Raw genomic sequence first — 18,989 nt, forward strand, 5'->3', positions numbered from 1 at the left:
TCCAGATGGCTCGGCCTTATGGCCATCGCCCTCATGCTCGGCGTGACGGCTGCGGAAGCCCATCCGCATGTCTGGATCACCGCCAGGAGCGAGTTGATCTATGCGCCTGACGGCACCATCACCGGTGTCCGCCACGCCTGGACGTTCGATGACATGTTCTCGACCTATGCGCTGCAGGGCATCGAGGCCAAGACCAAGGGCGCCTATACCCGCGAGGAGCTGGCGCCGCTCGCGCAGACCAACGTCGAGTCGCTGAAGGAATTCGCCTACTTCACCTTCGCCAAGGCCGACGGCAAGAAGCAGAAATTCGCCGAGCCGGTCGACTATTTCCTCGAATACAAGAACACGGAATTGACGCTGCACTTTACGCTGCCGGCGAAGACGCCGTTCAAGGCCAGGCAGCTCGCGCTCGAAGTGTTCGATCCCGCCTTCTTCATCGACTTCAAATATGCCGACAAGGACCCGATCAAGCTGGTCGGGGCGCCGGCCGACTGCAAGATGCAATTCCAGCGGCCGAATGACGGCACCGCCAGCGCGCAACAGCTCGGGGAGCAGAACTTCCTGAACGGCGAAAGCTCCAATTTCGGTGCGATGTTCGCCAACAAGATCGTGGTGGAATGCCCATGAAGCAGCAATCGTCGTTCGCCCGCGGGCTGGCAATTGCCGCCGTGGCGGTCGTGGTCTTTGTGCTGGCCGATGCCACGCTGCATGCGCTATCAGCGCAAAATCCGTTCGGCGGCCCGCGGCCGGCGGCCGAGCCGCAGGTCGGCGGCATCGTCGGCTGGCTGCTGGCCAGGCAGTCGGAATTCTATCGTGAGATTTCTGCGACCATCCGCGCCGCCAAGACCGACGGTTATGCGGTCTGGACGCTGCTTGGGGTCTCTTTCGCCTACGGGATCTTCCATGCCGCCGGACCCGGCCATGGCAAGGCGGTGATCTCCTCCTATCTTGTCGCAAACCGGGAAACCGCGTGGCGCGGCATCGCGCTGTCGTTTGCCTCGGCCCTGATGCAGTCGCTGGTCGCGGTGGTGATCGTCGGTATCTTTGCCTGGCTGCTCAATGCCACCGCCAGGACCATGTGTGGGGCCGAGAAGGCGATCGAGATTGTCAGCTACGCCCTGATCGCGGCATTCGGCGCGCGGCTGGTCTGGAGCAAGGGCGGCGGATTCTTCCGCGCCCTGCAGGCGCGCGTGCCGCAGCCGGCCTTCGCCGGCGTTCCGCACCAGCATCATGAGCACGGTCATCACCATGACCATAGTCATGGCCATCACCGCGATCATCACCATGACCACGACCACGATCATCACCACGATCATGCTCACGGCCACCAGCACGCTCACGCCCATGTTCATGACGAGCATTGCGGCCATTCGCATGGTCCGGAGCCGGGCGAGCTCGCCGGTCCCGGTGGCTGGCGCCGCGGCCTGGGTGCGATCCTGACCGTCGGCATCCGGCCCTGCTCGGGCGCAATCCTGGTGCTGGTGTTCGCGCTGGCCCAGGGTCTGTTCTGGGCCGGCATCGCCGCGACCTTCGTGATGGGGCTCGGCACCGCGATCACGGTTGCCGCCATCGCGATCCTCGCTGTCTCCGCCCGCGGCCTGGCGCAACGCGTGAGCGCTGGCCGCGACGGTGGCGGCATGCTGTTCATGCGCGCCATCGAGTTCGGCGCGGCAGGATTGGTGCTGCTGTTCGGGCTGGGCCTTCTATTCGGCTACCTCGCCGCCGAACGCGTGACGTGCCTTTGATGTCCTCCGTCATTCCGGGGCGGTCCGCAGGACCGAACCCGGAATCTCGAGATTCCGGGTTCGATGCTTAGCGCATCGCCCCGGAATGACGGCGGTCAAATTCACACCCTCAAATACCCCTTGATCATCGGCAGGAAGAAGATCGCGACATTGATCGTGAAGCCGATGGTCCAGAGGATCGAGCGCAGGGTCGGGCGGTTGCCGAGATAGGTGAAGACGTAGGCGATGCGCACGATCAGGAACAGGACCGCGAGCTCGTCGATCAGCCGCAAGGGGCCCAGGCGGAATTCGGCCAGCAGCACGGCGACCGCGAAGAACGGAAAGGCCTCGATCCCGTTCTGGTGGGCGCCAAGCGCACGGCCGCGGATCGGGTCGTCGTAGAAGCCGGGGTCGCGCGGGTTCGAATTGTCGAAACGGCCGATCGCCATCCACTTGGCGGCTGCGATCGTCAGCAGATACAGCATCAGCGTTCCGAACACGCACCATTCGGCAACCGTCATGGTTCCTCCCCGCGTTGGTCGCCGAGCCTAGCTAACGCCTGGTTGTCTTGACAAGAATGGGGCAACGCGCGAAGCCGTTCTCGTCATGAGTGCGGTCGTCTCAACCGGAAACACGACGCCGGCAGCGCAAGCCAAGCCGGATCGCATCGGCGTGCTGCTGGTCAATCTCGGCACGCCCGACACCGCCGACGCCCCGGGCGTTCGGGTGTATTTGAAGGAATTCCTGTCCGATCCGCGCGTGATCGAGGATCAGGGGCTAGTGTGGAAGCTGATCCTCAATGGCATCATCCTGCGCACGCGACCGCGCACGAAGGCGCTCGACTACCAGAAGATCTGGAATACCGAGAAGAACGAGTCGCCGCTGAAGACGATCACGCGCTCGCAGGCGGAAAAGCTTGCGGCGGCGATCGGGGAAGACCACGTCGTGGTCGATTGGGCGATGCGCTACGGCAATCCCTCGCTTCGCGAGCGGATCGAGGCGCTCACCGCGCAAGGCTGCAACCGATTATTGGTGGTGCCGCTCTATCCGCAATATTCCGCCGCGACGTCGGCGACCGTCTGCGACGAGGCCTTTCGCGTGCTCACCAGCCTGCGCGCGCAGCCGACCTTGCGGGTATCGTCGCCGTACTATGACGATCCGGTCTATATCGATGCGCTGGCAGTTTCGATCAAGGCGCATCTGGCGACGCTGCCGTTCGAGCCGGAATTGATCCTGGCGTCCTTCCACGGCATGCCGCAGAAATATGTCGACCAGGGCGATCCCTATTTCTCCCAATGCGTTGCAACGACGGAAAGCCTGCGCCAGCGCTTGGGGCTCGATGCGTCGAAGCTGATGCTGACCTTCCAGTCGCGCTTCGGCAACGACGTGTGGCTGCAACCCTATACCGACAAGACCGTCGAAAAGCTCGCCAAGGACGGCGTGCGGCGAATTGCCGTGGTCACCCCCGGTTTCTCCGCTGATTGCCTGGAGACGCTGGAGGAGATCGCGCAGGAGAACGCGCACATCTTCAAGCAAAACGGCGGCGAGCAGTTCGCCGCGATCCCCTGCCTGAACGACAGCGAGCCCGGCATGGACGTGATCCGCCAGCTCGTGCTGCGCGAACTCCAGGGCTGGATCTAGAGCATAACGGGCAGACGGTACGCTCCCTCTCCCGTTTGCGGGAGAGGGTCGGGGTGAGGGTGTCTCCGCGATGGGACTCTCCGTGTGGAGAGAGCCCTCACCCGGCCCTTGGCGCCGACCTCTCCCGCAAGCGGGAGAGGTGAAGTAAACTCGCATCGGCTTGGCGCCTGACACATTCGTTTACGTTCACGGGCTATACATCTGGCGGCCTGCAAACTGCTCCTTACGTATACCCCCAACTCAAGAACAGCCGGCTGAACCGGCGCAGCGGTTTTGCAGACCAAATGCAGGCCGCGCCGGCGTTCGCCGGCCTTGGAGGACTTTATGAGTAGTTTCGACATTTTCGCGATTGCCCTTGTTCTGCTCGTCATCGTCACGCTGTTCGCCGGGGTCAAGACGGTCCCGCAGGGCTACGCCTGGACCATCGAGCGCTTTGGCAAATACACCCGCACACTGCTGCCCGGCCTCAATCTCATCGTGCCCTACCTCGATCGCATCGGGCGCAAGATGAACATGATGGAGCAGGTGATCGACATCCCCGAGCAGGAAGTGATCACCAAGGACAATGCCACTGTCACCGCCGATGGCGTTGCCTTCTTCCAGGTGTTCGACGCCGCGAAGGCGAGCTACGAGGTCGCCAACCTGCACCAGGCGATCACGGTGCTGACCATGACCAACATCCGCTCGGTGATGGGATCGATGGATCTCGACCAGGTGCTCTCGCATCGCGACGAGATCAACGAGCGGCTGTTGCGCGTCGTCGACGCCGCAGTCTCGCCTTGGGGCGTCAAGGTCAACCGCATCGAGATCAAGGATATCGTGCCGCCGGCCGACCTTGTGGAGGCGATGGGCCGGCAGATGAAGGCCGAGCGCGTCAAGCGCGCCGACATCCTGCAGGCAGAAGGCCAGCGGCAATCGGAAATCCTGCGTGCCGAGGGCGCCAAGCAGGGACAGATCCTGCAGGCGGAGGGTCGCCGCGAGGCCGCCTTCCGCGACGCCGAGGCGCGCGAGCGCCTGGCGGAGGCCGAGGCAAAGGCAACCCAGATGGTGTCTGAAGCCATCGCGCGCGGCGATGTCGCGGCACTCAACTATTTCATCGCCGACAAGTACATCAAGGCGTTTGGGCAATTGGCGGAATCGCCGAACCAGAAGATCGTGATGTTGCCGATCGAGGCGTCGAGCGTGCTCGGCTCGCTTGCCGGCATCGGTGAGATCGCGCGCGCCACCTTCGGCGAAAGCGCGGCTTCCGCGACCGCCGCTGCGCGCCGTCCCTCGGTACCGCCGACCGGTCCGACCCCGCCGCCGGTGACGCCGCAGCGATGAGCGCGCGTGATTCAATTGACGGGTCAGTCTCACCGCGAGTTGTCCTGACCTCTCCCGCTTGCGGGGGAGGCGTAGGCCGCCTTTGGCGGCCGTTCTTAGAGAAACGCCGAAGCGAAGCTTCGGCTATGGCGAAGCGCCGGGTGGGGCTCTCTCCTCACGGACTGTCCCATCGTGGAGACACCCTCACCCCCGCCCTCTCCCGCAAGCTCCCGCAAGCCAAGCGGGAGAGGGAGCGCAACACCGATGCTAGCATTACGTTTGTAGAATTAGAGGTTGTGTCATGACCGAGATGTTTTCGACATTGGGTACCTGGAACTGGCTGATCTTCGGCTTCGTCCTGATGGCGCTGGAATTGGCCGCGCCCGGCATGTTCCTGTTCTGGCTCGGGCTGTCGGCGCTCCTAGTCGGGCTGGTGTCGTTCGTCATCAATCCGTCCTGGCAGACGCAACTGTTGATGTTCGCCGCGTTCGCGGCCGCCGCCGTGCCGGCATGGCGGCACTTTGCCAAGAGCGCGACTTCGGCAAGCGCGAGCAGCCCGTTCCTCAACCGTCGCACCGAAGCGCTGATCGGGCGCGAGTTCACGCTGGAGAAGCCGATCATCGACGGCACGGGCACCGTGCGGATCGACGACACGATCTGGCGCGTCGCCGGCCCCGACGCGCCGGCCGGCAGTCGCGTCAAGGTGATCCGCGCCGACGGCGCCAGCCTGACAGTCGCGGTGGCGTAGGGCGCGTCGCTGCTCTTTCTTCACGTATTGCTCCACCGCTCGGCGAAGCGATGCAGCGGCAGGAACGTTTCGATCAGCTCGCGCCCGAGCGCGGTCAAAGCGTAACCTTCGCCCGAAACCAGTTCGACAAATCCCGCTTCGCGCAGTTCGGTCAGCCGTGTCTGCAGGATGGTCGGCGAAGCCTGGTCGCAGACCGTGCGCAAAGCGCGCGAGGTGAGGGCGCCGTCGCGCAATTCCCAGATGATCCGCAAGGTCCAGCGCCTGCCCAGCAGGTCGAGCAGCGCCATGATCGGCCGGCCGGTTCGGGAGCCGTGAACGGAGCGTTTCCTGGCGGCTGAGGGGGGCTTGGGCATCGCGGTTTCCTGCTTGCGTCTTGCTACAGATATTGTAGCGTATCGCTACGTTTATTGTAGCAGAGGAGCCGGCCATGTCACGGATCGCCCCGCTCGAGCCGCCCTATGCGCCTGAACTGAAAGAGCAGTTCGAGCGCATCATGCGCGGTGCGCCGCCGCTGCTGCTGTTTCGTGTGATCGCGAGCCAGGACCGCGCCTGGCGGAAATTCACCGCCGGCAGCCTGCTGGATCGCGGTCCGCTGACCTTGCGGGAGCGCGAGATCGTCATCGACCGCACCTGCGCGCTGACCGGATGCGAATATGAATGGGGCGTCCATATCGCAGCCTTCGCCGGGGCCGCACAACTGACCGAGGCAGAAGTCCGCGCCACCGTGCACGGCGAGGCCAACGATCCCTGCTGGTCAGGTGCCGAGCAGGCGCTGATCGCCGCCGTCGACGCGCTGCATCACCGCGCAACGCTGAGCGACGCCGAGTTCGCGGCGCTATCGGCGTACTATGATGAAGCGAAGATCCTGGAGATCATGCTGCTCTGCGGCTTCTACCACACCGTCTCCTACATCGCGAACGGCCTGGCCTTGCCGGTGGAAGCAAACGCCGCGCGTTTTCCGCAATAGCGACGCCGTCAAGCGCATGCTGCGCTACAACCGCTTGCCCGCGCCACAATAACATCCTGTGGTTATGGGGTCCCATCCTTCGATAGGGCGACGCCAGTGCGAGGCGAGAGGGAATCGTATGATGGGTTTCGCTTCGCTCTACCGATCCTACATTTCGATGAGAACCTACGCCACGCCCGCGCGCAGGAAGTCGTGGAAATGCACGATGCCGACCGGCTTGCCGGCATCGGTGACGATCAGCGCGGTGATCTTCGACGCGTTCAACAATTCCAGCGCCTCGCCGGCCAGGGTATCGCGGCCGATCGTCTTCGGATTCTTGGTCATGATCTCGTCGACGACGGCGGTCATCAGGTCGGGGCGCATGTGGCGGCGGAGGTCGCCGTCGGTGACGATGCCGGCGAGATGGCCGCGGCGGTCGACGATGCCGACGCAGCCGAAACCCTTCGACGTCATCTCGACCAGCGCCTCCGACATGCTGGTGCCGAGCGGCTTCAGCGGCACGGCCTCGCCGGCGTGCATGAGGTCGCGGGTATATTTCAGCATCGCGCCGAGCTTGCCGCCGGGATGCAGCACGCTGAAATCGGTCGAGGTGAAGCCGCGGCCTTCCAAAAGCGCGATCGCGAGCGCATCGCCGAGCGCGAGCATCATCAGCGAGGAGGTGGTCGGCGCCAGATTGTGCGGGCAGGCCTCGCGCGCCTTTGGCAGCGTCAGCGCGATGTCGGCGGCCTTGCTCAGGCTTGATTCCTTCTCCGCGGTAATCGCGATCACGTCGATGCCGAAGCGCGCGGCGTAAGAGATCAGGTTCTTCATCTCCGGCTGCTCGCCGGACCATGACAGCGCCAGGATGACGTCATCGACAGTGATCATGCCGAGGTCGCCGTGACTCGCTTCGGCGGCATGGACGAAGAATGCCGGCGTGCCGGTGGAGGCAAAGGTCGCCGCGACCTTGCGGCCGATATGGCCTGACTTGCCGAGCCCGGTGACGATCAGCCGTCCCTTGGCGTTACGGATCATCTCCGCAGCCGCGGCAAAGGGCGCGCCGAGATCGGATCGCAGCGCGGCGTCGATCGCGGCGACGCCGCTCGCTTCCGCCTCCAGCGTCCGCAGCGCCGATTGCACGGCGGCGTCAGCAGGATCGGTGTCCGACGATTTCGGCATCAGCGGTTTGGGCTTGGCCATGTCTTCATCCAGGGAGGAGGGCGATGCGCCCAGAGCGCCTCCCTTAGCACGGCGGAGTGCGGGAGGCGACGCGGCTGGCCGATCTCAACGAGCCATTAACCATAATTGTTTTAACTCCATTAAGGACGTTCTCGGCCCGGTTCCGCGTATGCCGTGTAAGTCAAGGAATTTGTTGGGGTATTTTTATCGTGGGACGAGGGCCAGCATGGGGCCGGAGGGGGCGCGCGCACCATTTGCACGCGTCTCTCGCGTGCCTGGCCGCGTTCACCTTGAACGGCTCCTTCGCGCACGCCCAGACAGTCACGCCCGACCTGTTCAGCCCGTCGCGCACTACCCAGGTCGCGCCGCCTGATTCGCCCTTGCGCAGGACCGCGGCAGAGATGGCCGATCCGCTGAACAATCCACGATTGCGCGATTCGGATCTGGATGGCCGCCGTGCCCCGTCGCGCGTTGGTCAGGTGCCTTCTTATGGCCTGCCGGCTGCGAGTGGCGCCTCGACCTCCGGCTATGACTCGCTCAACCGCAAGCGCCAGCAGCCGAAATATTATCCGGGACAGGCGAAACCGAAACCGCCGCCCGGCCCCGGCTCGCCGCCTCCCGCGCCACCGCCGCGGAATCTGGCCGGACAATTGCGCCTGTCGATCGCCCCCTCGGAAACCGCCAACAAGCCGCCGGTGCCGCCGGCGTTGGCCGGCAATGTGGTGGGTCAGCCGCCGCGCAAGCGGCTTAAGATCGACGACGATCCGTTCGGCGCGGTCGGCGACTATGCCGGCAGCTTTTTGATCAAGTCCGCGGTCGAACTCAGTGCCGGCTATGAGACCAATCCCGGCCGGCTCGCGGTGCCGCAGGGCGCGCCGACGTACGTGATCGCCCCGGAATTCCTTGCGGTCTCCGACTGGGAGCGCCACGCGCTGGTCGCCGACCTGCGCGGCTCGTTTACCGGCTACACCCAGAATCTGACGCCGAATCCCGACGGCACGCCGCTCTCCGCGCCGCTCGACGTCGATCGCCCCAACTTCGTCGGCCATATCGATGGGCGGCTCGACGTCACCCGTGACACAAGACTGATGGGCCAGGCGCGGCTGCTCGTCTCCACCGACAATCCCGGCAGCCCGAACGTGCAGGCCGGCCTCGCCAGATATCCCATCTACACCACGTTCGGCGGTACCTTCGGCGTCGACCAGAATTTTAACCGCCTGCAGATCTCGGCAGGTGCCACCGTGGACCGCACCGATTACCAGTGGTCGAAACTCACCGACGGCACCTCGTCGTCGAACGACGATCGCAACTTCAACCAGTATGGCGGCGTCGCGCGCGTCAGCTATGAACTCAATCCCGCCGTCAAGCCGTTCATGGAAATCGAGGGCGACAGCCGAGTCCATGACTTGAGGCTCGACCGCTTTGGCTTCGCGCGCGATTCCTCGGGCGGCTATGCGAAGGCCGGCACGTCCTTTGAGTTCTCGCGGCTTCTGTTCGGTGAAGTCTCGATCGGCTATGCCGCGCGCGATTATCAGGATCCTCGTCTGAACAGGCTGGAGGGCCTGCTCACCACGGCATCGCTGACCTGGACCGCAACGCCGCTGACGACGGCGAAATTCTATTCCGACACCCAGCTCGGCGAAACCACGCTGCCGGGCACATCAGGCGTGCTGGCGCGCACCTATACTGTCGAGGTCGACCATGACTTCCGCCGCTGGCTCACGGCAATCGGCAGGTTCACCTACGGCACGCTCGACTACCAAGGCGATGACCGCCTGGACAGGATCTACTCGCTCTCGGCCGACCTGATCTACAAGATGACCCGGAGCCTCTGGATCAAAGGCACCGTCCGCCACGACATACTGGACTCAAGCTCGCCGGGATCGAGCTCGCAGTCGACGGTCATGCTGCTGGGGGTCAGGGTGCAGAACTAGACGACGCCTACCGCGGCAGATCGGTCTTCCCCATCAGGAACGTGTCGATCGCGCGGGCGCAGAGGCGGCCTTCGCGGATGGCCCAGACCACCAGCGACTGGCCGCGGCGCATGTCGCCGGCGGAGAAGACGTTGGGCAGCGAGGTCCGGTAGTCGCTCGTATTGGCGAGGACGTTGCCGCGCTGGTCGAGCTCGACCCCGAGCTGCTTCAACAGGCCGTCGTGCACGGGATGCACGAAGCCCATCGCCAGCAGCACGAGCTCGGCGTCGAGCGCGAACTCGGTGCCGGGCAGCGGCTTGAACTTGTCGTCGACCTTGATGCAGTGCAGCTTCTTCACCTTGCCGCCAGTGCCCTCGAACTTCTGGGTCAGCACGGCATATTCGCGGATCGCGCCTTCGGCCTGGCTCGACGAGGTTCGCATCTTCAGCGGCCAGTTCGGCCAGGTCACGCCCTTGTTCTCGCGCTCCGGCGGCGCCGGCATGATCTCGAGCTGGGTCACGGACTTGGCGCCCTGGCGCAGCGAGGTGCCGATGCAGTCGGAGCCGGTGTCGCCGCCGCCGATCACCACCACATGCTTGTCCTTGGCGAGGATATCTTTCACGCCGTTGAGCGGCTCGCCGGAGACGCGGCGGTTCTGCTGCGGCAGGAAGTCCATCGCGAAATGGATGCCGTCGAGCTCGCGGCCGGCGATCGGCAGATCGCGCGGGGCTTCGGCGCCGCCGGTCAGCGCGATCGCATCATATTGCTTCGCCAGTTCAGCCGGATCGATCGCGCCGGGCGCGTCGCCGCCGACCTGGGTGCCGTAATGGAAGGTGACGCCTTCGGCTTCCATCTGCGCCACGCGGCGGTCGATGACACCCTTCTCCATCTTGAAGTCGGGAATGCCGTAGCGAAGCAGGCCGCCGGCCTTGGCATACTTCTCATAGAGATGCACGTCGTGGCCTGCGCGCGCGAGCTGTTGCGCGCAGGCCATGCCGGCCGGCCCGGAGCCGATCACCGCGATCTTCTTGCCGGTTTTCTCGGCCGGGATCTCCGGCTTGAGCCAGCCATTGTCCCAGGCGCGATCGACGATCGCGCATTCGATGGTCTTGATGGTGACCGGGTTGTCGTCGATGTTGAGCGTGCAGGAAGCCTCGCACGGCGCCGGACAGATGCGGCCGGTGAACTCAGGAAAATTGTTGGTCGAATGCAGGTTGCGCGAAGCTTCTTCCCAATTGCCCTGGTAGACGAGATCGTTCCAGTCGGGGATCTGGTTGTTGACCGGGCAGCCGGGCGTGCCCGGCGCGACCGAGCCGGTGCCGTGGCAGTAGGGAATGCCGCAGTTCATGCAGCGCGCGGCTTGGTCGCGAATGTCCTTCTCGCTGAGCGGAATGACGAATTCGTGGAAATGCTTCAGCCGCTCGGCGACCGGCGTGTACTTGCGCTCATTCCGATCGATCTCGAGGAAACCTGTGATCTTTCCCATTAAGCCTGAGGCCCCTGCACCCTGGTTCGTCCTGTTTCGTCATCCGGGCTCGCGTTACCCGCCCCGTTAGACCCTCGTCCGGAGGAGCGGCGCTCGCGCCGCGTCTCGAAGGATGAAGGCCGGTATCGTGGCCTCATGGTTCGAGACGGCGCTTCGCGCCTCCTCACCATGAGGGTCTTGAGATTACGCTCCGATCGCGATTTTCGGCTCGCCGTCGGCGTTCGCCTTCATTTCCTGCAGCGCGCGACGGTACTCGACCGGCATCACCTTGCGGAACTTCGGCAGCCACGTCTTCCAGTCCGCCAGGATCTCGACGGCTTTCTTCGAGCCGGTCAGCTTGGCGTGCCGCGTGATCAGCACATGGAGCCGTTCGACGTCGGAATCAAGCAGGTTCTGGAACACGTCGACCCGGCCGTGTGCCTCGAGATCGCCGGCATGGTGGTAGGTGGCGGCGTTGATCATCTCTTCCGACAGCACCGGCTCCAGCTCGACCATCGAAAGGTTGCACAGTTTCGGGAAGTCGCCGGTCTCATCCAGGACATAGGCGATGCCGCCGGACATGCCGGCCGCGAAGTTCCGGCCGGTCTTGCCGAGCACCAAGACGATGCCGCCGGTCATGTATTCGCAGCAATGGTCGCCGGCGCCTTCGACCACCGCGACCGCGCCGGAGTTGCGCACCGCGAAGCGCTCGCCGGCGATGCCGCGGAAGTAGCATTCGCCCTCGATCGCGCCGTACATCACGGTGTTGCCGACGATGATCGATTCCTCCGGCACGATGCCGGAGATCTTCGGCGGCTTGACGATGATGCGTCCGCCGGAAAGGCCCTTGCCGACATAGTCGTTGCCTTCGCCTTCGAGCTCGAAGGTGACGCCCTTGGCAAGCCACGCGCCGAACGCCTGGCCGGCGGTGCCCTTGAGGCTGACATGGATGGTGTCGAGCGGCAGGCCTTCATGGCCGTAGATCTTGGCGACCTGGCCCGACAGCATCGCGCCGGCGGAGCGGTCGGTGTTGTTGATCTCCTCCTCGATCCTGACGGGCGCGCCACGGTCGAGCGCGGCGCGCGCTTTCTCGATCAGGCGGCGGTCGAGCACGGCTTCCAGATGATGGTTCTGGGCCTCCGAGCGGTAGATCTTCTGGCCCTTCTCCTCCTTCTGCCGCACGAACAGCTTCGAGAAGTCGAGGCCCTTGGCCTTCCAATGCGCGACCAGCGAGGTCTGATCGAGCATCTGGGTCTGGCCGACCATCTCATCGAACGTCTTGTAGCCGAGCGAAGCCATGATTTCGCGCACTTCCTCGGCAACGAAGAAGAAGTAGTTGATCACATGCTCGGGCTGGCCGGTGAAGCGCTTGCGCAGCACCGGGTCCTGGGTCGCGACGCCGACCGGGCAGGTGTTGAGGTGGCACTTGCGCATCATGATGCAGCCAGCCGCGATCAACGGCGCCGTGGCGAAGCCGAACTCGTCGGCTCCGAGCAGCGCGCCGATCACGACGTCACGCCCGGTGCGGAAACCGCCGTCGACCTGCACCGAGATGCGGCTGCGCAGCCGTTCGCGCACCAGCGTCTGGTGGGTTTCGGCGAGCCCGATCTCCCACGGGCTGCCGGCATGCTTGATCGAGGTGAGGGGAGAGGCACCGGTACCGCCCTCGAAGCCCGCGATCGTCACATGGTCGGCGCGCGCCTTGGCGACGCCGGCGGCAACCGTGCCGACGCCGATCTCGGAGACGAGCTTGACCGAGACCTGGCCGTCCGGATTGACGTTCTTCAGGTCATAGATGAGCTGCGCCAGATCCTCGATCGAATAGATGTCGTGGTGCGGCGGCGGCGAAATCAGGCCGACGCCGGGCGTCGAATGGCGGACGCGGGCGATGGTCGCATCGACCTTGTGGCCGGGCAACTGGCCGCCTTCGCCGGGCTTGGCGCCCTGCGCCATCTTGATCTGCATCATGTCGGAGTTGACGAGATATTCCGTCGTCACGCCGAAGCGGCCCGAGGCGACCTGCTTGATCGCGGAGCGCATGGAATCGCCGTTCGGCATCGGCTTGAAGCGATCGGCTTCCTCGCCGCCTTCGCCGGTGTTGGACTTGCCGCCGATCCGGTTCATTGCGATCGCGAGCGTGGTGTGCGCCTCGCGCGAGATCGAGCCGAACGACATGGCGCCGGTGGAGAAACGCTTGACGATCTCCTTGGCGGGCTCGACCTCTTCGAGCTTCACCGGCTTGCGCTTTTCTTCCGCCGCGGTCTTGATCCGGAACAGGCCGCGCAGCGTGAGTAGCCGCTCCTGCTGTTCGTTCAGGATCTTGGCGAACGCGCGATAGCGCTCGAGCGAATTGCCGCGCACGGCGTGCTGCAGCGCCGAGACCGACTCGGCGGTCCAGGCGTGATCCTCGCCGCGGGTGCGGAAAGCGTATTCGCCGCCGACATCGAGCGCGCTCTTGTAGACTTGAGCGTCGCCGAACGCATCGGCATGCCGCCGCGCGGTCTCCTCGGCGATCTCGGCCAGCCCTACGCCTTCGATACGGGTGTGCGTGCCGGCAAAATACTTGGCGATGAAATCGGCCTTCAGCCCGACGGCGTCGAAGATCTGCGCGCCGCAATAGGACTGGTAGGTCGAGATGCCCATCTTGGACATCACCTTGAGCAGGCCCTTACCGATCGACTTGATGTAGCGCTTGACGATCTCCTTGTCGTCCAGCCCGCCCGGCAGGCGATCCTTCATCGCGATGATGGTCTCGAACGCGAGATAAGGATTGATCGCCTCTGCGCCGTAGCCGGCGAGGCAGGCGAAATGGTGCACCTCGCGCGGTTCGCCGGATTCGACCACGATGCCGACCGAGGTGCGCAAGCCGGTGCGGATCAAATGATGATGCACGGCGGCGCAGGCGAGCAGCGCCGGGATCGGGATCCGGTCGGTGCCGGTCATGCGGTCGGACAGGATAATGATGTTGATGCCCTCGCGCACCGCGCCTTCGGCGCGCGCGCAGAGCTCGTCCAGCACCTGCTCCATGCCGGCCGCGCCGAAGCCGGCGTGGAAGGTGGTGTCCAGCGTGCGCGACTTGAAATGCGTCTCGGCGACGTCGGAGATCGAGCGGATCTTCTCCAGGTCCGCGTCGGTCAGGATCGGCTGGCGCACTTCGAGGCGCTTGGTGGAGGCGAGCCCCTGCAGGTCGAACAGGTTCGGCCGCGGCCCGATGATCGAGACGAGGCTCATCACGAGCTCCTCGCGGATCGGGTCGATCGGCGGGTTCGTCACCTGCGCGAAGTTCTGCTTGAAATAGGTGAACAGCGGCTTCGGCTTGTCCGACAATGCTGAGATTGGCGTGTCGTTGCCCATCGAGCCCGCGGCTTCTTCACCCGTTGCCGCCATCGGCGTCATCAGGATGTTGATGTCTTCCTGCGAATAGCCGAACGCCTGCTGGCGGTCGAGCAGCGGCAGGTTGGAGCGCACGCTCTTGTTCGGGGCGTCAGGCAATTCTTCGAGCTGCATCTGGGTGCGGGCGAGCCAGTCGCGATAGGGATGGCTCTTGGCCAGATCGGCCTTGATCTCGTCGTCGGGAATGAGCCGGCCCTGCTCGAGATCGACGAGCAGCATCTTGCCCGGCTGCAGCCGCCACTTGGTGACGATCTGGTCCTCCGGGATCTTCAGCACGCCCATCTCGGACGCCATCACGATGCGGTCGTCTTTTGTCACCAGATAGCGCGCCGGCCGCAGGCCATTGCGGTCGAGCGTGGCGCCGATCTTGCGGCCGTCGGTGAAGGCGATCGCGGCCGGGCCGTCCCACGGCTCCATCATCGCGGCATGATATTCGTAGAAGGCGCGGCGCTCTTCATCCATCAAGGGGTTGCCGGCCCACGCTTCCGGAATCATCATCATCACCGCGTGCGGCAGCGAGTAGCCGCCCTGCACCAGGAATTCGAGCGCATTGTCGAAGCAGGCGGTGTCGCTCTGGCCTTCATAGGAAATCGGCCACAGCCGGCTGATGTCCTTGCCGTAGAGTTCCGAATGCACCGAGGCCTGCCGCGCCGCCATCCAGTTGACGTTGCCGCGCAGCGTGTTGATCTCGCCGTTATGCGCAATCATGCGATAGGGATGCGCCAGCGACCAGGCCGGGAAGGTGTTGGTCGAGAAGCGCTGATGCACCAGCGCCAGCGCGCTCGCGAAGTCGTCCTCGTGCAGGTCGGGATAATACTTGCCGAGCTGATCGGCCAGGAACATGCCCTTGTAGATCACGGTGCGGCACGAGAACGAGACCGGATAATACCCGGCCATGCCGCGATCGCGGCGCTGATAGATCGCCTGCGAGATCGACTTGCGCAGGATGTAGAGCCGGCGCTCGAACTCGTCCTCGGTCTTGCCGACGCCGTTGCGGCCGATGAACACCTGCAGGTGATAGGGCTCGGTCGGCTTCACGGTGACGCCGAGCGAGGAATTGTCCGAGGGCACGTCGCGCCAGCCGAGCAGCTTGAAGCCCTCGTTCCTGATCTCGTCGGCGATGATGCTCTTGATGACGTTACGCCAGGAAGCGTCGCGCGGCATGAACAGCGCGCCGATCGCATAGTCGCCCGGCTTCGGCAGCTTGAAGCCAAGCTCGGTGGCCTTGCGTGCGAAGAAGGCGTGCGGGATCTGCACCAGGATGCCGGCACCATCGCCGGCACGCGGATCGGCGCCGACGGCCCCGCGGTGCTCGAGATTGCAGAGGATGTTCAGCGCGTCGGAGACGATCTGGTGCGAGGGCTTGCCCTTGATGTTGGCGATGAAGCCGACGCCGCAGGAATCCTTCTCCAGGCTCGGATCGTACATGCCCTCGGCTTTGGGGCGCCAATCGTGTTCGCGTGCCGGTTCGGCCGCTTTCGAGTCCGCGGTCGCCGACAGCATGTCTGTCACGATGGTTTCGCGCTCGAATTCCGACCCGCTCATGTTTTCCTCTCAATAAGGCTAAATGGCCTCACCGTTGTTGGCGCACCTTGGGCGTTGCGGCACCCACCGGGCCACCGCTCGTCCGCCGCGAGCCGCAATGTCTTAAATCAGGCGAGGAGCGTTCAACGTCCCTGAGGAACGGCCTTGCCCGCAGCATTCTCGGAGCCCGAAGGGCCGAGTTTCCGTTGCAATCCCTGTGCCGGGAACCGCCCCGAAATTAAGACAGCTATGCTGTCATAACTCCGACCTTGCCAAATTTTTCTCTATCACACAAGCGCATGAGAGTCCTCGTCCGCATGTAGTTTTGCGCGCTGTGCGGGGAAAGGGCCGCCCCCGATTTGAAGCAAACGCGCCGTGATCCGGCCCAAGGACCGCCGGAATTGCCGATGAAGTTTCCTCCGGGCACCAGAGAGCAAAAAAGCTCCGGGGCCCGGCGTCTTACAGGAGCTACCGGTGATGAAGCTGTTTACGGGATGGGTCTTGTCCGCGGGGCTCGTTTTCGCCGTGCCGACCGCTAATGCACAATTGCTGGCCCCCAATCACGTCGGAAATCCGTCCGTGGTGACCGTATCCGATATCGACGGCCCCTATGCGGCGATGCCGCCGGAGGTGCCCGCGCCGCGTTATGGGCCCGCCTATGGACCGAGGCTGCTGCCGCCGATCGAAGTCTACGCCGTGCTCCGCGAAAACGGGTTCTTGCCGCTCGGGATCCCGCGGCAGCGCGGGCTGGTCTACACGATCGCGGTGATCCAGCCTGGCGGCAGCGACGGCAGGCTGATCATCGACGCGCGCACCGGCCGCATCATCCGCTTCATTCCGGCCGACGGGATCGACGACGGTTATGAGGGTGATCTGAGCGGCGCCTATGACCCTGCCGGACCATTGCCGGCGCCAACTCCTGTTCGCAGCGGCGTGCCACGGCCACCGGCTCCCATTCCGCATGTGGCGAGCCGGACCGTGCCGAAGCCGAGGCCAAGCCCGCTGGCGGCAAAGCCTGCGCCGCAGCAGGTCCAGCAATCGGCCGCCGTGCAGCAGAAGCCCGCGGAGACCCAGCAGGCCATTCCGCCGGCTGCCGCCCCGACGGTCGGCGAGGCCAAGCCGGCTGCTCCCGCTGCGCCAACCATCTTGCCGACCCAGGAAATGCCGCAGGTGCAGGGATTGGAGTGATTGACCTCGTCATTCCGGGGCGCGCGAAGCGCGAGCCCGGAATCCATTTCGCCGCTTGCCCAGTGGATGGATGGATTCCGGGCCTGCGCCTTGCGGCGCATCCCGGAATGGCGGAGAAAAACAAAAACGCCCCGGTTTCCCGGGGCGTTCTGCGTTCGGCCAATATCTGCCGAAGCGGCTGCCGCGATCAGGCGGCGGCCTTGTTGGTGGAGCCGTCGGCGACCTGCGGCGCGGCGGAGCCGGTCGTGATCGGAATGCTGCGCGGCTTCTTGGCCTCGGGGATCTCGCGGACGAGGTCGACGTGGAGCAGGCCGTTCTCAAGCGAAGCGTTCTTCACCTGCACGAAGTCGGCGAGCTGGAACACGCGCTCGAAGGCCCGGGAGGCGATGCCGCGATAGAGAACGTTGGACTTGTCTTTGCCGTTCTCGTTGGCGGTTTTCTCGCCCTTGATCGTCAGCGTGTTCTCCTTCGCGACAATCGAAAGCTCACTCTCGGAGAAGCCGGAAACCGCTACGCTGATGCGGTAGGCATTCTCGCCGGTGCGCTCGATATTGTAGGGGGGATAGCCGGGGCTGCCGTCCGAAGTCGCCTGGTCGAGCAGGTTGAAAAAGCGGTCGAAGCCGACGGTGGAACGATAGAAGGGGGTCAGATCATAGGTACGCATGGTAGTCCTCCAATGAGCGACTGATTCGATTACCCGCCCGCCATCGGGCCGGGCTTTAGTCTGTGTGCAGCCTGATGTTCCGGTTCCGAAACACTGGTAGCGGCCTGCACGAAAATGATATGGGTGGGGCTATCAGGCGTTCAAGAGGCGGAAATATCGTCGCTTTTTGGCGCTCACGCCTTGATTCCCGCCGTCCCTCACCTAGCGGTTCCTTTCATGACGCTGGTCTCCATTCCAGCCAATCCGGTTCCGGAAGACGTCGTCAGCGGCACCATCAAGACGCCGGATGGCGCCGAATTGCGCTTTGCGCGCTGGGCGCCGCCGCCAGGCCGCAAGGGAACGGTCTGCGTGTTCACCGGCCGCGGCGAGATGATCGAGAAGTATTTCGAGACCGTGCGCGATCTGCGCGACCGCGGCTTTGCGGTGGCGATGATCGACTGGCGCGGGCAGGGCCATTCCTCGCGGAGATTGCGCGATCGGCGCAAAGGCTATGTGCGCGACTTTGCCGATTACGAGATCGACGTCGAAACATTCGTGCAGCAGGTGGTGCTGCCGGATTGTCCACCGCCCCATTTCGCGCTGGCGCATTCGATGGGCGGTGCCGTGATGCTGCGCATCGCGCATGCCGGGAAACGCTGGTTCGATCGCATGGTGCTGTCGGCACCGATGATCGACCTGCCGGGACGCCGCACCTCGTTCATCCCGACCGCGCTGCTGCGGATCATGCGGCTCGCCGGCCAGGGCGGACGCTACGTTCCGGGCGGCAGCGACGAGTTGGTCGGGCTGGCGCCCTTCAGCAACAATCCGCTCACCAGTGATCCCGTGCGCTATTCGCGCAACGCGGCGATCCTGGAAGAAGACCCCACGGTTGGCCTCGCCGCGCCGACGGTCGCCTGGGCCGACACCGCCTTCAAGGCGATGCGCACCTTCCGCGAATATTACTACCCGTCGCAGATCCGTCAGCCGATCCTGATGCTGGCGGCGAGCAACGACACCGTGGTCTCGACGCCCGCGATCGAGGAGTTCGCCTATCACTTGCGTGCCGGCTCGCATCTCGTGATCGCCGGCGCCAAGCACGAGATCCTGCAGGAGCAGGACCGCTATCGCGCGCAGTTCTGGGCGGCGTTCGACGCCTTCGTGCCGGGCACGCCGCTATTTGCCTGACGCGCCGGCGCGCTTTCTCGAAAGCGATCGCCCGATAAAAGCGGCCGAAAGCTTGACAACCAGAATGCGCGCGGGATGTTACGCTACTACAGCGTGTAGCAAGGTTCAGCTGAGTCTCTCAAGTCGGTGAACGACCGC

15 protein-coding genes are annotated in these 18,989 nt (G+C 64.5%); 9 read left to right on the plus strand and 6 right to left on the minus strand.

The genetic code is table 11. The features are described 5' to 3' along the window. Nucleotides 1-18: 18 nt before the first annotated feature. Nucleotides 19-627 carry a DUF1007 family protein gene (locus tag I6F35_RS30150; RefSeq protein ID WP_225121277.1) on the plus strand — a complete coding sequence of 203 codons (609 nt, stop codon included), beginning with the start codon at nt 19-21 and terminating at the stop codon, nt 625-627. Continuing rightward, on the plus strand, nt 618-1,745 hold the full coding sequence (locus I6F35_RS30155; protein WP_225121278.1) for a nickel/cobalt transporter: 1,128 nt from the start codon (nt 618-620) through the stop codon (nt 1,743-1,745). The genes I6F35_RS30150 and I6F35_RS30155 overlap by 10 nt, the downstream gene beginning before the upstream one ends. A gap of 101 nt (nt 1,746-1,846) precedes the next feature. Here I6F35_RS30155 and I6F35_RS30160 read toward each other — a convergent pair whose 3' ends face one another. After that, complete coding sequence (locus I6F35_RS30160) at nt 1,847-2,245, minus strand: MAPEG family protein (protein ID WP_225121279.1); 399 nt, start codon at nt 2,243-2,245, stop codon at nt 1,847-1,849. An 85-nt stretch (nt 2,246-2,330) separates the two neighbouring features. On the opposite strand from I6F35_RS30160, the gene hemH reads away from it, so the two are divergent. The 3 genes from hemH to I6F35_RS30175 all read left to right on the plus strand — a co-directional run bounded on the left by hemH (nt 2,331) and on the right by I6F35_RS30175 (nt 5,415). Continuing rightward, nucleotides 2,331-3,365 (plus strand): ferrochelatase, encoded by a 1,035-nt coding sequence (gene hemH, locus I6F35_RS30165; RefSeq protein ID WP_225121280.1) that lies wholly within the window; start codon nt 2,331-2,333, stop codon nt 3,363-3,365. 324 nt (nt 3,366-3,689) lie between these two features. Continuing rightward, complete coding sequence (locus I6F35_RS30170) at nt 3,690-4,688, plus strand: SPFH domain-containing protein (RefSeq protein ID WP_225121281.1); 999 nt, start codon at nt 3,690-3,692, stop codon at nt 4,686-4,688. A gap of 280 nt (nt 4,689-4,968) precedes the next feature. After that, nucleotides 4,969-5,415: an NfeD family protein gene (locus I6F35_RS30175; RefSeq protein WP_225121282.1), complete on the plus strand. Its 447-nt coding sequence runs from the start codon at nt 4,969-4,971 to the stop codon at nt 5,413-5,415. Nucleotides 5,416-5,435: 20 nt separating this feature from the next. Here the strand turns inward: I6F35_RS30175 and I6F35_RS30180 are convergent, their stop codons facing one another. Then, nucleotides 5,436-5,768 (minus strand): helix-turn-helix domain-containing protein, encoded by a 333-nt coding sequence (locus I6F35_RS30180; RefSeq protein ID WP_225121283.1) that lies wholly within the window; start codon nt 5,766-5,768, stop codon nt 5,436-5,438. A gap of 74 nt (nt 5,769-5,842) precedes the next feature. On the opposite strand from I6F35_RS30180, the gene I6F35_RS30185 reads away from it, so the two are divergent. Beyond that, on the plus strand, nt 5,843-6,382 hold the full coding sequence (locus tag I6F35_RS30185) for a carboxymuconolactone decarboxylase family protein (protein WP_225121284.1): 540 nt from the start codon (nt 5,843-5,845) through the stop codon (nt 6,380-6,382). A gap of 165 nt (nt 6,383-6,547) precedes the next feature. On the opposite strand, the gene I6F35_RS30190 is transcribed toward I6F35_RS30185, so the two are convergent. After that, entirely contained in the window at nt 6,548-7,561 is a 1,014-nt protein-coding gene (locus I6F35_RS30190) for a KpsF/GutQ family sugar-phosphate isomerase (protein WP_225121285.1), read from the minus strand. 269 nt (nt 7,562-7,830) lie between these two features. Here I6F35_RS30190 and I6F35_RS30195 point away from each other — a divergent pair, with 269 nt between their 5' ends. Continuing rightward, complete coding sequence (locus tag I6F35_RS30195) at nt 7,831-9,474, plus strand: outer membrane beta-barrel protein (protein WP_225121286.1); 1,644 nt, start codon at nt 7,831-7,833, stop codon at nt 9,472-9,474. Between the two features lie 7 nt (nt 9,475-9,481). On the opposite strand, the gene I6F35_RS30200 is transcribed toward I6F35_RS30195, so the two are convergent. After that, nucleotides 9,482-10,939, minus strand: coding sequence for a glutamate synthase subunit beta (locus I6F35_RS30200; RefSeq protein WP_225121287.1), 1,458 nt, complete (start codon nt 10,937-10,939; stop codon nt 9,482-9,484). Nucleotides 10,940-11,122: 183 nt separating this feature from the next. Beyond that, nucleotides 11,123-15,856: a glutamate synthase large subunit gene (gene gltB, locus I6F35_RS30205; protein ID WP_225121288.1), complete on the minus strand. Its 4,734-nt coding sequence runs from the start codon at nt 15,854-15,856 to the stop codon at nt 11,123-11,125. Between the two features lie 456 nt (nt 15,857-16,312). Between gltB and I6F35_RS30210 the strand changes: the two genes are divergently transcribed. After that, nucleotides 16,313-17,023: a hypothetical protein gene (locus I6F35_RS30210; RefSeq protein WP_225121289.1), complete on the plus strand. Its 711-nt coding sequence runs from the start codon at nt 16,313-16,315 to the stop codon at nt 17,021-17,023. Between the two features lie 187 nt (nt 17,024-17,210). Here I6F35_RS30210 and I6F35_RS30215 read toward each other — a convergent pair whose 3' ends face one another. Next, the gene (locus I6F35_RS30215) at nt 17,211-17,687 is read right to left on the minus strand and encodes an Hsp20 family protein (protein ID WP_225121290.1); all 477 of its coding nucleotides are present in this window, start codon (nt 17,685-17,687) and stop codon (nt 17,211-17,213) included. A gap of 216 nt (nt 17,688-17,903) precedes the next feature. Here I6F35_RS30215 and I6F35_RS30220 point away from each other — a divergent pair, with 216 nt between their 5' ends. Continuing rightward, nucleotides 17,904-18,851, plus strand: coding sequence for an alpha/beta hydrolase (locus I6F35_RS30220; RefSeq protein WP_225121291.1), 948 nt, complete (start codon nt 17,904-17,906; stop codon nt 18,849-18,851). Nucleotides 18,852-18,989: the final 138 nt, after the last annotated feature.

This window comes from Bradyrhizobium sp. BRP22 (genome assembly GCF_020194175.1).
Classification (GTDB): domain Bacteria; phylum Pseudomonadota; class Alphaproteobacteria; order Rhizobiales; family Xanthobacteraceae; genus Bradyrhizobium.